At 40.8% G+C, this 12598-nt stretch carries 11 protein-coding genes, 9 tRNA genes and 1 pseudogene; 13 read left to right on the top strand and 8 right to left on the bottom strand.

What is annotated here, in order from left to right:
• Nucleotides 1–243 precede the first annotated feature (243 nt).
• The 4 genes from AC0L3Y_RS02405 to ppnN all read left to right on the top strand — a co-directional run bounded on the left by AC0L3Y_RS02405 (nt 244) and on the right by ppnN (nt 3637).
• Entirely contained in the window at nt 244–909 is a 666-nt protein-coding gene (locus AC0L3Y_RS02405) for a glutathione S-transferase family protein (RefSeq protein WP_473468291.1), read from the top strand.
• Between the two features lie 72 nt (nt 910–981).
• Nucleotides 982–1290 (top strand): AFG1/ZapE family ATPase, encoded by a 309-nt coding sequence (gene zapE / locus AC0L3Y_RS02400; protein WP_473468289.1) that lies wholly within the window; start codon nt 982–984, stop codon nt 1288–1290.
• Nucleotides 1253–2125 (top strand): cell division protein ZapE, encoded by an 873-nt coding sequence (gene zapE / locus AC0L3Y_RS02395; protein WP_473468287.1) that lies wholly within the window; start codon nt 1253–1255, stop codon nt 2123–2125. The genes zapE (AC0L3Y_RS02400) and zapE (AC0L3Y_RS02395) overlap by 38 nt, the downstream gene beginning before the upstream one ends.
• A gap of 138 nt (nt 2126–2263) precedes the next feature.
• Nucleotides 2264–3637 (top strand): nucleotide 5'-monophosphate nucleosidase PpnN, encoded by a 1374-nt coding sequence (gene ppnN, locus AC0L3Y_RS02390; protein WP_473468285.1) that lies wholly within the window; start codon nt 2264–2266, stop codon nt 3635–3637.
• Between the two features lie 53 nt (nt 3638–3690).
• On the opposite strand, the gene nudC is transcribed toward ppnN, so the two are convergent.
• From nudC to AC0L3Y_RS02375, 3 genes and pseudogenes are all read right to left on the bottom strand, one after another.
• A complete protein-coding gene (gene nudC / locus AC0L3Y_RS02385; protein WP_473468283.1) occupies nt 3691–4491 on the bottom strand; it encodes an NAD(+) diphosphatase in 801 nt (266 codons plus the stop codon).
• A gap of 73 nt (nt 4492–4564) precedes the next feature.
• Nucleotides 4565–5590, bottom strand: a complete 1026-nt coding sequence (tdh, locus tag AC0L3Y_RS02380) for an L-threonine 3-dehydrogenase (RefSeq protein ID WP_473468281.1) — start codon at nt 5588–5590, stop codon at nt 4565–4567.
• A pseudogene (locus AC0L3Y_RS02375) lies at nt 5587–6797 on the bottom strand (glycine C-acetyltransferase). Before AC0L3Y_RS02375 ends, tdh begins: the two are co-directional and overlap by 4 nt.
• A 239-nt stretch (nt 6798–7036) precedes the next feature.
• Between AC0L3Y_RS02375 and AC0L3Y_RS02370 the strand changes: the two are divergent.
• The 9 genes from AC0L3Y_RS02370 to AC0L3Y_RS02330 all read left to right on the top strand — a co-directional run bounded on the left by AC0L3Y_RS02370 (nt 7037) and on the right by AC0L3Y_RS02330 (nt 8936).
• Nucleotides 7037–8101, top strand: a complete 1065-nt coding sequence (locus AC0L3Y_RS02370) for a polysaccharide deacetylase family protein (protein ID WP_473468279.1) — start codon at nt 7037–7039, stop codon at nt 8099–8101.
• Between the two features lie 62 nt (nt 8102–8163).
• A tRNA-Ser gene (locus AC0L3Y_RS02365) sits at nt 8164–8254 on the top strand.
• Nucleotides 8255–8296: 42 nt separating this feature from the next.
• Nucleotides 8297–8372 (top strand) — tRNA-Asn (locus AC0L3Y_RS02360).
• A gap of 2 nt (nt 8373–8374) precedes the next feature.
• Nucleotides 8375–8451 (top strand) — tRNA-Pro (locus AC0L3Y_RS02355).
• A 24-nt stretch (nt 8452–8475) separates the two neighbouring features.
• Nucleotides 8476–8551: transfer RNA gene (locus tag AC0L3Y_RS02350), tRNA-His, on the top strand.
• A gap of 14 nt (nt 8552–8565) precedes the next feature.
• Nucleotides 8566–8641 (top strand) — tRNA-Lys (locus AC0L3Y_RS02345).
• A 37-nt stretch (nt 8642–8678) separates the two neighbouring features.
• Nucleotides 8679–8754: transfer RNA gene (locus AC0L3Y_RS02340), tRNA-Asn, on the top strand.
• A gap of 3 nt (nt 8755–8757) precedes the next feature.
• Nucleotides 8758–8834: transfer RNA gene (locus tag AC0L3Y_RS02335), tRNA-Pro, on the top strand.
• A 26-nt stretch (nt 8835–8860) separates the two neighbouring features.
• A tRNA-Lys gene (locus AC0L3Y_RS02330) sits at nt 8861–8936 on the top strand.
• Between the two features lie 422 nt (nt 8937–9358).
• Here the strand turns inward: AC0L3Y_RS02330 and AC0L3Y_RS02325 are convergent.
• From AC0L3Y_RS02325 to AC0L3Y_RS02305, 5 genes are all read right to left on the bottom strand, one after another.
• Nucleotides 9359–9442: transfer RNA gene (locus AC0L3Y_RS02325), tRNA-Tyr, on the bottom strand.
• Between the two features lie 51 nt (nt 9443–9493).
• On the bottom strand, nt 9494–10447 hold the full coding sequence (locus AC0L3Y_RS02320; protein ID WP_473468276.1) for a ProQ/FINO family protein: 954 nt from the start codon (nt 10445–10447) through the stop codon (nt 9494–9496).
• Nucleotides 10448–10633: 186 nt separating this feature from the next.
• The gene (locus AC0L3Y_RS02315; RefSeq protein WP_473468274.1) at nt 10634–11107 is read right to left on the bottom strand and encodes a hypothetical protein; all 474 of its coding nucleotides are present in this window, start codon (nt 11105–11107) and stop codon (nt 10634–10636) included.
• Complete coding sequence (locus tag AC0L3Y_RS02310) at nt 11104–11334, bottom strand: cell division protein ZapB (protein WP_473468272.1); 231 nt, start codon at nt 11332–11334, stop codon at nt 11104–11106. The genes AC0L3Y_RS02315 and AC0L3Y_RS02310 overlap by 4 nt, the downstream gene beginning before the upstream one ends.
• A gap of 70 nt (nt 11335–11404) precedes the next feature.
• On the bottom strand, nt 11405–12598 hold the full coding sequence (locus tag AC0L3Y_RS02305; RefSeq protein WP_473468269.1) for a flagellar assembly protein T N-terminal domain-containing protein: 1194 nt from the start codon (nt 12596–12598) through the stop codon (nt 11405–11407).

The raw sequence follows: 12598 nt of genomic DNA, 5'->3' as shown, positions 1-12598 counted from the left end.
TTTGTTAATTATAAATACTCAGAATCAAATAGCGGCGCACTATATCAGTACTCATTTTCAAGGGAAATGGTGGTTTGTGGAAAACCTTGCCTGTAAAGGTGTAAAAAATATGAACTTATTTTTTTGTGATATTGATTGGATGAAAGCTGATATTTATTTGCTTATCGACATACGAAGGGTAACTATGAAGGCAGTTCGAAAGGGGTTAGGCTTGCGTAAAATATTGAACATTAAGGAGACGATATGATTACGGTTCATCATTTAGAAAATTCACGCTCTCAGCGCATTTTGTGGTTATTAGAAGAGCTTGGTCTAGATTACAAAATAGTAGAATATAAACGCGATCCAGAAACGGCATCTGGACCGGAATCACTAAAAGCAATTCATCCTTTGGGCAAAGCACCTGTCATTACCGATGGCGAGCTTACTGTTGCAGAGTCTGGTGCGATTATCGAATACCTATTAGACCGATACGATACGGAAAAGCGTTTAAGACCAACAGAGGGTCAGGCCTTATTGGATTTTCGCTATTGGCTGCATTTTGCAGAAGGTTCTTTAATGCCGCTTCTTGTTATGAAGCTGGTCATGATGAAAGTCCCAAGCAATCCAATGCCGTTCTTTGTTAAGCCGATTGCCAAAATGATAACGGATAAAGTCCAAGAAAAATTTATCATGCCGAGAATCGGGCCTCAGATGAGCTTTATTGAAGAAACCTTAGGAAAGCACACTTGGTTTGTTGGTGATGAATTAAGCGCAGTGGACATTCAAATGAGCTTTCCATTACAAGCTTCGAGCACTCGAATGGACCTAGCGAATTTCCCTAATATTAGTCGCTTCCTGAAGCAGGTAGAAGCCGTGCCATCGTATCAAAAAGCGTTGAGTAAAAGTGGTGTGTTTACAACTTTATAAACAATTTTTTACCCCTTTGATTTAAGGGGTAAGGTACTTTTTTCTTCCCCTTTAATATTTAAATTGAGTGTTATGGCATCTCCTTTAGAAACCTATCAAAGAAAGCTGGATCAACAAGAGGTGATTTTTGATGAAAGTCAGCAGCTTGCTCTACTGGCATTAGAGCGTGTTTATCAACAATTGCATGAGGCAACATTAACACCAGCAATGTCTGATGATATTAAAGGCGTTTATATGTGGGGCGATGTTGGTCGTGGTAAGACGTTTTTAATGGATCTTTTCTTTTCCTGTCTGCCTGATTCTGTTGGTTTAAGACTGCATTTTCACCATTTCATGGCAGCGCTTGCATCGAGAATTGAATCTATCCTTTGGACAAGTTAACCCGCTAAAAGGCATCGCGAAAAGATTGGCTTCGGAATGTCGTGTGTTGTGCTTTGATGAATTTTTTGTGTCTGATATTGGGGACGCAATGTTATTGGGCGGTTTGACTGACGCTTTATTTGAAGAGGGTGTGGTGCTGGTGGCTACATCGAATATTGCGGTTGAAAATCTATTTCAGAATCAATTACAAAAGCAACGTTTCGAAGCTCCGATTGCTTTGTTGCAAGCGAATTTAGAAAGTATTCATCTTAATGGTCAAGCTGATCATAGGTTGCGTCATAAAGGTTCGACTGATATCTACTTTGTATCAGATGAGCAAAAAATGAAGGCTTTGTTTAATCAAATCGCAACAGGTGATGTTTCTTCGTTACCGTTACAGATTTGCCATCGAGCCATTAATACTAAGGCGGTTGCCAAAAATATCGTATGGTTTGATTTTTACGCTCTGTGTGATGGCCCTCGATCTGCGTTAGATTATATTGAATTAGCACAAAGATTCTCTGTCATTATGGTGACAGGTATTCCAGAACTAAGTAGTGAACCGTTTGAGCACATTAAAGCGCGAGGTACAGAAGATGGCGCAATAGGTTCTGGTCAAACAGGAGAGCGGGCTGTCTCCTTAGGAATCAATGACGATGCTGTGCGTCGTTTTATCAGCTTGGTTGATGAATGCTATGACCATCAAGTAATGTTGTTATTAGGTGCCGATGTGCCTTTAGAGCAACTCTATTTAAACGGTACTCTATTGTTTGAGTTCCGCCGAACCTACAGTCGTTTAATTGAAATGAAGTCGCTTTATTATCAAGCATTACATTTTAAAGAGCGTGCCAATTAATTGATTTTATTCTGAGTTTTTTTTCATCCTCTGAAAGCTTGTACTTGATAAATACTAAACTAGTAACCAGTATGCTACTTGAAGATGAAAAAACAATTCCCTTAGAAACCAATAAATTAATAGTAAGGAGGGCGATCAATGCAAAATGAAGATCGCGTTGATGCGTTAGTCGCACCCAAAGGTGCGTTGGAAATGCTATCCCATGATGAGATAGCCCGTTTGTCAGAAGAATCTGGTGAACTTCATGATTTATTTCATCGTTGTGCTTTGGCTATTTTGAACTGTGGAAGTGATTCTGATGATCCGCAAGCGGCTGTGGAAGAATTTAAAGATTTTGATATTCAGGTTATACAGCAAGAACGTGGTGTTAAGCTTCAATTAAAAAATGCACCAAGTAGTGCTTTTGTCGATGGAAAAATGATAAGCAGTGTTCGCGAAATGTTGTTCAGTGTTTTGCGCGATATTATTTTTACTCAGCATGAATATAACCTTGCGAGTGGTTTAGAAAATGCCAGTTCAGATAAATTAACGAACGTTGTATTTGAACTGTTGCGTAATGCAGATGTGTTTCGTCGTATTCAAAATCCAGACATGATTGTTTGTTGGGGTGGGCACTCTATCGCACGCCATGAATACGATTATACTAAGCGTGTTGGTCATGAGCTGGGGCTGCGTGAACTGAATATTTGTACTGGGTGTGGTCCTGGCGCAATGAAAGGTCCAATGAAAGGGGCAACCATCGCCCATGCAAAACAGCGTATTAAAGATGGTGTTTATCTAGGTTTGACTGAGCCCGGTATTATTGCAGCCGAATCTCCGAATCCTATTGTGAATCAATTGGTAATCATGCCAGACATTGAAAAGCGTCTTGAGGCTTTTGTTCGTGCTGGCCATGGGATTGTCGTTTTTCCTGGTGGTGCTGGCACAGCAGAAGAGATTCTTTATATATTGGGGATTCTTTTACACCCTAATAATGCAGATATACCTTTTCCTTTGGTGTTCACTGGGCCGAAAGAGAGTGCTGATTATTTTGAACAGATTCATACTTTTATCGGTGATGTATTGGGTATTGAAGCCCAGAGTAAATATCGCATCATTATAGAAGACGAAGTGGAAGTCGCTCGTGTTATGAAGAAAGGTATGGAAGACGTTCGTCAGTACCGTAAAACACACCAAGATGCTTTTTATTATAATTGGAAGTTGCATATCCCTGAGGAATTTCAACATCCATTTGAGCCAACACATGAAAAAGTTCGTGAATTAAACCTTCATTTTGGGCAAGAAACGCATTTGTTAGCAGCGGACTTGCGTCGTGCCTTCTCGTCTATTGTAGCGGGAAATGTAAAAGCGCAAGGTGTAGCTTACATTAAAGAGTTTGGGCCGTTTGAAATTCATGGTGATAAGGGTTTATTGGCGAAACTGGATGCTTTGTTACAGGCTTTTGTTAGTCAGCAGCGTATGAAACTTCCAGGTAGTGATTATGTGCCATGCTATAAAGTCATCACTGAGTAGTTCTAACTTAAGTCGATGAAGTGTAAAAGGCCTCAAATGAGGCCTTTTTTGTTTTAGCTGTTTTTTATGTGTTCTATATGATTCAAGATGAGCTGACCTGAGATAGTCACTCGATTTGGAATATGAGGTAAATTATCAATTGGGTACCAATCCGCTTCGTCTATTTCGCCAGGTGCTGGTGTAATCTCACCGCTTTCATAATCAGCAAAAAATCCAACCATGAGTTGATGAGGAAAAGACCAGGGTTGGCTGCTTGCGTAGCGTATGTTTTTAACTTCTATTCCAACCTCTTCTCGTATTTCTCGGGCGGCGGCTTGCTCTAATGTTTCACCGGCTTCAACAAATCCCGCTATGTTACTGAATTTGCCTTTGGGGGCATGTAATCCACGAGCAAGTAATACTTGGTTGTCTTTACGGATAGAGATAATGACGCAAGGAGAAATGCGAGGGTAATGCCTCAAATTGCAAGATGGGCAGATTTTTGCATGTTCTTTTGTGTGTTTTTCTTTCATTACCGTGCCGCATCGCCCACAAAATTGATGGTCTCTGTCCCAAGTTGATAATTGATGGGCTCGGCTCAAAAGAATGTAATGATCTTGGTCTTGTAAGAAAAGTAGCTCCCGCAGCGCCATTTCTGTGAAACCCTTTGGTATAGATTCGAAGCGGCAAACAAAGATATCTTGCCCATTCCATTGACCGCAATATACCGCGTTCATATTTGCATTGGGTTGAAAGTGGGTAAAGGGGATTAAAAATTGATTATCTTGTTCAACTAATACTTGGCTACGATGTAATAAAATATAAAGAGCATCTTGATTTGGGAGTGGATGCGTTTGAGTGCCAATTTCTAACATGTTGTTGCTCTGTTTGCGTCTAAAAGAATTACGCTAACGCGATCACCTTCTAGACGCAATAACTTAGGTGGATTTAATTCCAATCAAGTACAACTTTTCCAGATTGTCCAGATGCCATGGTGTCAAAACCTTTTTGGAAATCATCTACTTTAAAGTGATGTGTAATGATTGGATTAATATCTAATCCAGATTGCAGCATCGAGATCATTTTATACCAGGTCTCGTACATTTCTCGCCCATAGATTCCTTTGATAATAAGGCCTTTGAAAATCACCTGATTCCAATCGATTAATGTGTCTTTTCCTGGAATACCAAGCATGGCAACCTTGCCGCCATGGTTCATACACTCCAGCATGGTGCGAAAAGCGATATCGTTGCCTGACATTTCTAAGCCCACATCAAACCCTTCATGCATACCGAGTTCGTTCATGACATCTTTTAAAGATTCTTTTGCAACGTTGACGGTACGAGTTGCGCCCATTTTTTTAGCAAGATTTAGGCGGAAATCGTTGATGTCTGTAATGACGACATTCCGGGCACCGACGTGCTTTGCTATGGCGGCGGCCATGGCGCCAATTGGGCCTGCACCTGTGATTAAAACGTCTTCACCGATTAAGTCAAAAGACAGTGCCGTATGTGTCGCATTGCCAAGAGGGTCAAGAATAGATGCCATGTCATCACTGATATCATCAGGGATTTTAAAGGCATTTGTGGCAGGAATAACAAGATACTCCGCAAAAGCTCCTGTACGATTGACACCAACGCCTAAGGTTTCTCGGCATAAATGACGGCGTCCAGCACGACAATTACGACAATGGCCGCAGGTAATATGACCTTCGCCAGAGACTCTGTCACCAATATCTAGCCCTGTTACTTCAGGGCCAATTTCTTCGATTACACCAACAAACTCATGGCCGACAGTCATTGGAACAGGGATGGTATTTTGTGCCCAATCATCCCATTGATAAATGTGCATATCAGTACCACAAATTGCCGTTTTGCTGATTTTAATGATTACATCATTGTGCCCGCATTCTGGATAGTCGGTTTGTCTCATCCAGATGCCTTTTTCGGCGTGAAGCTTAGCAAGTGTTTTCATTGTGTTTTTCCTTCAATAACACCCATTTCACGGCCGACTTTCGCGAAGCTTGTAATGGCGTGGTCAAGCTGTTCTTTTGTTAAAGACGCAGACATTTGAGTACGTATTCTTGCTTTGCCCATAGGAACGACTGGGTAAGCAAAGCCAGTGACAAAAACGCCTTCTTTGTACAGTGCGCTTGCCATTTCCTGAGCAAGCTTTGCGTCACCTAAAATAACCGGAATAATTGGGTGATCGCCTGGAGTGAGGTGAAAGCCCAATTCACTCATTTTTGCACGGAAATACTGGCTGTTGGTTTTTAGTTGCTCCCGAGCAGTATTGGCCGTTTTGAGTGATTCAATAATGCTTAGGCTCGTCGCGGTAATAATAGGTGACAATGAGTTCGAGAATAAATAGGGGCGAGAGCGCTGACGCAACCAGTCTACGATATTTTTTGATGCACTAGTGTAACCGCCAGAAGCCCCCCTAAGGCTTTACCTAATGTCCCTGTAATTATGTCGATTCGTCCCATTACTTGGCAATATTCGTGGCTACCACGGCCATTCTCGCCTAAAAAACCCACAGCATGAGAATCATCGACCATGACAAGCGCCTTGTATTTGTCAGCAAGGTCGCAAATTGCAGATAGATTGGCAATGATGCCATCCATTGAAAAGACTCCATCCGTTACGATCAGTTTAGTACGAGCTCCGTCAATGTCGGCTTGTATCAAGGCTTGCTCCAGCTCGGCCATATCATTGTTTGCATAACGATAGCGTTTGGCTTTACATAAACGAATACCATCAATGATGCTGGCATGGTTTAACGCATCGCTTATTACGGCGTCTTCTTTATCTAATAGCGTTTCAAACAAACCGCCGTTCGCATCAAAACAAGATGAATACAGGATAGTATCTTCCATTTTTAAAAAATTACTGATGCTCCTTTCTAATTCTGTGTGTATGTTTTGGGTGCCACAGATAAAGCGAACAGAAGCCATACCGTAACCATATTCATCCAGTGCTTTATGAGCTGCTTTAGTAACGTTTTTATCATTGGCTAAACCAAGATAGTTATTAGCACATAAATTAATAAGAGAGATCTGGTCTTGCGTTGTAATTTCACTGTCTTGTGGACTAATAAGAGGGCGCTCTTCTTTATAGAGTCCTTGTTGTTTGAGTGATGCTAATTCTGTGTCGAGTTTTGTATAGAATGCTATTTTACTCATCTGTGCTTCCTTTTATTAACCGCTTCACGTTTGAATTATCGAGTCGTCTTTTACGTATCAGCTTATATGTTGATTGTCTGTATTTATTATGAGTGTAGGAGGACTGGACGTATAAAAGTAGATGCAGTGATGTAGTAAAATAGGCATAACAGTTTATGATGATCTTATATGGCTTTTCTGGTCAATGGCTTGGTTAGTCGAGTAGAATGAGCGCAAATATTAAACAAAGAGGAAAGGATATGTTGTCTAAGGTTCACTACGGAGCTGTGATTGGTGTGTTAAGTGCAAGTATGGCTGTTCAGGCTCAAGATTATTTGCCTATCCTTCAATACCATCACGTGAGTGCTACAACTCCTAGATCTACTTCTCTGACTGAAGAAGAATTTATTGGGCACATGGATTATTTACAGAGTGCGGGATTTCATGTTGTAGATTTACGTATCGCCTTGGATAAATTAAAAGTGAATGAAGCTTTACCTGATAAGGCTGTGGCCATCACTTTTGATGATTCTTATCGTGATATTTATAGCGGCGCCTTTCCTATCTTAGCTGAACGAGAATATCCCTTTACTGTTTTTATTAATAGTGAGCCAGTGGAAGCTAAGCGTAGTAATGCTTTGACTTGGGAACAAATGAAAGAGATGGAAAAGTTTGGCGCTGTGTTTGCTAATCACACGATCAATCATCCTTACATGTTACGAAAAAATGAAGGTGAGTCATATGACGCTTGGTTGTCTCGTATGACCAATGAAGTGGACACGGTAGAAGATTTACTCATCAAGAACCTTGGGCATTCACCAAAAATGTTGGCGTACCCATATGGAGAGTCTAATGAGACTATTCGTAGTATGGTGAAAGATAGAGAGATAATTGCTTTTGGGCAGCAGTCTGGCGTCGTGAGTGCTGACTCTGACTTTGCAAATCTTCCTCGTTTTCCTGCCTCAGGCTCTTATGCGAAGTTATCAACGTTAAAAACTAAACTGAATGCGAAGCCAATGCCTTTGCTTTCTGTGACGACTGGTGGTGATTTTGCGACGGATCAAGCTGTCTCTCTTGGTTTAACTTTTAAAGAAGGTAAATACCGCTTAAAAGACTTAGCATGTTATGTATCTGGCCAAGGTAAGGCTTCGCTTGATTGGGTATCTGATACTGAAGTGATTGCTACGGCAAGTAAGGCATTCAATACAGGTCGTGGTCGTATTAACTGTACTATGCCAGATAATTCAGGTCGTCAATATTACTGGTATTCTAACGTTTGGATCCGGACTTCAGCCGAACAAGGCTATATAAGTGAAAAAAATTAACTTTTTTACAAAAAAATGTTGCACTGAAATTTCAAATCAGTAATATACACCTCGCTCGCAACGGAGGGGTGGCAGAGCGGTTTAATGCACCAGTCTTGAAAACTGGCGTAGGTTAATAGCCTACCGAGAGTTCGAATCTCTCCTCCTCCGCCATCTTCCTTAAAGGAAGTGTGTTGCGAACAAGATAAAATTAGTTCCTCGATAGCTCAGTTGGTAGAGCAAATGACTGTTAATCATTGGGTCACTGGTTCGAGTCCAGTTCGAGGAGCCAATCGGAGTATAGCGCAGTCTGGTAGCGCGCCTGCTTTGGGAGCAGGATGTCGGGGGTTCGAATCCCTCTACTCCGACCATTTTTTTATCATCACCTTGTAATGGTGGGCGTAGCTCAGTTGGTAGAGCTCCGGATTGTGATTCCGGCGGTCGTGGGTTCAAGCCCCATCGTCCACCCCATTACACTGATAGTCGGGCCGTTAGCTCAGTTGGTAGAGCAGTTGACTTTTAATCAATTGGTCACTGGTTCGAATCCAGTACGGCCCACCACTATCCCAATGCTTTGATTCTGCATTATCTGATTAATTCCTCGATAGCTCAGTTGGTAGAGCAAATGACTGTTAATCATTGGGTCACTGGTTCGAGTCCAGTTCGAGGAGCCATTTCGGAGTATAGCGCAGTCTGGTAGCGCGCCTGCTTTGGGAGCAGGATGTCGGGAGTTCGAATCTCTCTACTCCGACCATCAGTTTTATAATATAAGTTTTGAGCGGGCCGTTAGCTCAGTTGGTAGAGCAGTTGACTTTTAATCAATTGGTCACTGGTTCGAATCCAGTACGGCCCACCATTCTTATTACCTTTCGGTTACTTATTTCATTATCTTCTTTGTGTCTTTTCTGAAAAAATCGTCTAATCGTCTAATCGTCTAATCGTCTAATCGTCTAATCGTCTAATCGTCTAATCGTCTAATCGTCTAATCGTCTAATCGTCTAATCGTCTAATCGTCTAATCGTCTAATCGTCTAATCGTCTAATCGTCTAAAGGAGGTTTGTGGTGGTTTATTTTTGATGGGGTTTTTGTGTATAAGTTTGTGGTTAACTGGTTTAATTTTTAGTTTTTTTGAATGATTTATTTATGTTTTGGTTTTGTGGGTTATATTGGATGGATAAATATATGATGAGTTAAGGTGTGGTTTTTTAGATTCTGTTTTAAGGATATAGATGTTTTGGTGTTATAGGTAAGGTGTTGATCTATAAAGAAAAGAATTAATGGTGGAGGGAGGTGGATTCGAACCACCGAAACTTTCGTGGCAGATTTACAATCTGCTCCCTTTGGCCACTCGGGAACCCCTCCACAGCAGCGCGGCATATAGTATAAGCCGCGCTTTCATATGTAAATACTTTTTTAAGATTTATTTAATAATTTTTCTAATTTAGCTTTCATTCGCTCTTCTGGGGATAAGTTGTCATAAATTTCATCTTGACGGGGTGTACTTGTCGGTTTTTTGCTAGGTTTAGCTTTTGATTGAGGTTTTTGTTTGTTTCTTGTTGGTTGGGTAGATTTCTCTCTAACAGGCCTACTAGTTGTTCTTGTTGGTGTTGTTTTGGCTTTTGCTGGAATCATAGATTCAGGCAGGGCTGGCTCATTGTTAACGGCAACACCTTCGAGATCTATTCTAGGTTGACCAGATAGTAGACATTTCTTATATCGATCTGAGCGAGTGTATGCAGCTAGAGCACGCTTTTGTTTGCTAGCATTAAAGTCATCATCTAAAACCATATCTTTGTCTATGCCGACTTTTAGTGGCTTGGGTTGGTTCCAGTCGAATGCTTTTGGATAACGGTCTTCAAGCATCTTTATAAGGCGACGATTGTTTTTTTGATTTTTTTGACGTTTCTTTTGCTCTGGCGTCAAGGTCGCTGTCTCTACGGTACTCTCACTTGCTTCTAGTGCGCTAGTGGTGTTCTCGTCTAGGGAATCGTTTTCTTGCAAGTCGTGAAGCTCAGGTTGTTGTGTAGTCATGTAATCAATCTGTTCTGTTGTCGTGGTAGTTGTGCTGCTGATATCAGCATGCTCGTAGGATAGCTCAAAGTTCAATTGATATTCAGCTGGTTTTGCTTCTATTGCTTGTTCAGGGGGCGTTGCGGTTACTAAAAGATCTAAAGAGTCTTCAATATAAAGCTGCAGTGAATCTTCAGTAGAGCTGTCTGCCATGTGTTGCAATAGATCCATTGAGGCGCTGTATTCAATGGGGTCGTTATTCTTTTCCTTTAGTCGCTTAATTTCCTCGTTAGCGCTTTCTAGCTGCTCGGCTAGCCAGTCAATCCTTGCTTCGAGTTTGGCAATAAGTTGTTCCATAAAAGCATAGGACTCAATTTTGTATTGGAGATAGCGAGATATGTGGTGTATTGCTTGTACCAATCATTTCTCTAAGTTGATCGTCACTTGGTAGAATGATCGATATATTTTTGTTGTTTTGCCATCCGATATAGGTAGTAATAACTAAAAAGCCGAAGATAAATAGAAATAATGGCTTCATGTTTCTTAAAAAGTCAGTCCTGCGCCAATCATGATATGTTTATCATAAGTCTCATTACTGCTATTTAAAATTTTGATATACACATCTAGTCTAGATGAATCGGATGTTGCTATGCGAAATCCTGCCTCTGGGTAATATACGGTATCTTCATAGAAAGATACCCCTCCACCAATATATGACCACATTGGAGCCCCTGGGATAATTTGAAAGGCTGGTGATGAGCTGTAGAATCGAGATCCTATGGTAACAGAGCTTTCAAATGTTTCGCCAAGTACAAAAGAAAATCCACCATAAAAAGAAATATTTGTCGGTGTGGTGAACTCCATATTGGTATTGAGTATTGACGTTACATTGTCTGTATCGCCATTGCTATCTGGGCGTGCAGCCGTAGATTCAAAGTTTACTAAGCTTGCAATTTGGCCTTCTGCTAATGTTGCTGAGCTTATTAATGCTAGGGCTACAAATAAGAGTCGCTTCATTGTTTATCATCCATTTTATTTAATCGACTTAGCATTTGCGAAAGCGATGATTCCCAGTTTGATTGCTGTTCTTTTGATTGGTTTAGGGCGTTTTCAAGTTCGCTTTTTTCTTCGCTAAGTTCATAATTCTGCATTTCTAATTCAGAAACGCGTTTACGTAAAGAACTTATTTCTTCAACCGCTTCGTTGATGCGTTGCTCTAGGTGGTGTAGTAATTCGTTGTTCATGATGTCTATCCTAAAAAATTAACTAATAAAAGGCGCCATTTGTTCATGTATGGGCGCGGTTATATAAAAACTACCATGCAATTACGACATCTTGTTGTTGTACATTCAAAATATGAGAGTCAACAACCAGCTCGCCAACTGAAAAGTTGGGCTGCACTTGCTTTATTGTAACACTGATATTGGCATTGTTCAGCTGAGTTTGTGCTGATTGCAACTGATTGAAGACCTCATAGCGTCGATAGATATTAAATTTATCACCTTGCTTTATGCCGGCTAATGAGCCTGCAGCAATATGAATTCGATTGCCTTCAGTGCGGAAAATATTCGCTATGAAGGGTTGGCAGCGAAGTTCTTCACTTGCATCGAGTGCGCTTTCTTTTAATGCTTGTTGAACTACTTTTCCATAATGGATTGACCAAAACTTAGCGCTGCCAAAACCTACTCTAACATGGTCTGAAATATCCCAATTACCTATTTCGCTATAGCGATGCTCAAATAAAAGTGCACCACTAAAACCATCATATATGTATATATCGACCACAAAGTTTCTTTCTTTATCTATTCCTTCATCTAAAAAGTCTTTTGCATTTTTGTCATTTGGACGTCTTAGATAGACTTCACCTATATCTCTTATGACTCCACTTACAATATATTGAACGCCTAATTGTTCGCTAATGCGAGTAACGTTAGTCAGTGATCCGTCAAAGTTAGTTGAGGAAGGGGCATTGATGAGGTCGGGATAAATGGCGATATTTGTTGCTGTTAGGGCTTTTAGGTAGCCCTGTTTATTGATTTCGTTTGCCAGATTTTTAGGAAGCTCGCGGGAAATATTACTAAGTTCTCCAAGTCTTGCTTGTTGTGGGACTTGTAGTTCAAAGCCTGTCACGCCAACTGTTTTTTTATAGTAATTAGTAGGGCCTGTGCTGCATTGAGAATCAGGAGTGACTTCAACTCGCGCGATAACAGTAAGAAAGTCTCCGTTTTGTTCTTCGGATATTATTCTGGCTCTTTGGATGTGACCTGAGCTGCGGATTTCTAAGTTGGATTCAAGCTCTCCATTGCTTAACTCATCTTTTACATTGACTCGAGAGCCAGACTCCAAGACAGCTTGCTTTATTGCTTGTTGGGTTGCTCTGTAACGTGCGTCTACAATATCGTCATTGTAAATTACTGCTTCGCCGATAGCCTCAATGGTTTTTGCAAAAGAGGCTGTTGATAGTAAAAAACTACAACTAATAATAAAAAAATATTTAATAGTTAACAT

This window comes from Marinomonas sp. GJ51-14 (genome assembly GCF_055808695.1).
The sequence above is the reverse complement of the archived record's forward strand: the minus strand, read 5'-3'. Positions and strand labels throughout refer to the sequence as shown.

Bases quoted from the DNA above. Each gene is read 5' to 3' on its own strand.
- AC0L3Y_RS02405 (WP_473468291.1), top strand. From the start codon at position 244: ATGATTACGGTTCATCATTTAGAAAATTCACGCTCTCAGCGCATTTTG.
- zapE (WP_473468289.1), top strand. From the start codon at position 982: ATGGCATCTCCTTTAGAAACCTATCAAAGAAAGCTGGATCAACAAGAG.
- ppnN (WP_473468285.1), top strand. From the start codon at position 2,264: ATGCAAAATGAAGATCGCGTTGATGCGTTAGTCGCACCCAAAGGTGCG.
- nudC (WP_473468283.1), bottom strand. From the start codon at position 4,491: ATGTTAGAAATTGGCACTCAAACGCATCCACTCCCAAATCAAGATGCT.
- tdh (WP_473468281.1), bottom strand. From the start codon at position 5,590: ATGAAAACACTTGCTAAGCTTCACGCCGAAAAAGGCATCTGGATGAGA.
- AC0L3Y_RS02370 (WP_473468279.1), top strand. From the start codon at position 7,037: ATGTTGTCTAAGGTTCACTACGGAGCTGTGATTGGTGTGTTAAGTGCA.
- AC0L3Y_RS02320 (WP_473468276.1), bottom strand. From the start codon at position 10,447: ATGGAACAACTTATTGCCAAACTCGAAGCAAGGATTGACTGGCTAGCC.
- AC0L3Y_RS02315 (WP_473468274.1), bottom strand. From the start codon at position 11,107: ATGAAGCGACTCTTATTTGTAGCCCTAGCATTAATAAGCTCAGCAACA.
- AC0L3Y_RS02310 (WP_473468272.1), bottom strand. From the start codon at position 11,334: ATGAACAACGAATTACTACACCACCTAGAGCAACGCATCAACGAAGCG.
- AC0L3Y_RS02305 (WP_473468269.1), bottom strand. From the start codon at position 12,598: ATGTTAACTATTAAATATTTTTTTATTATTAGTTGTAGTTTTTTACTA.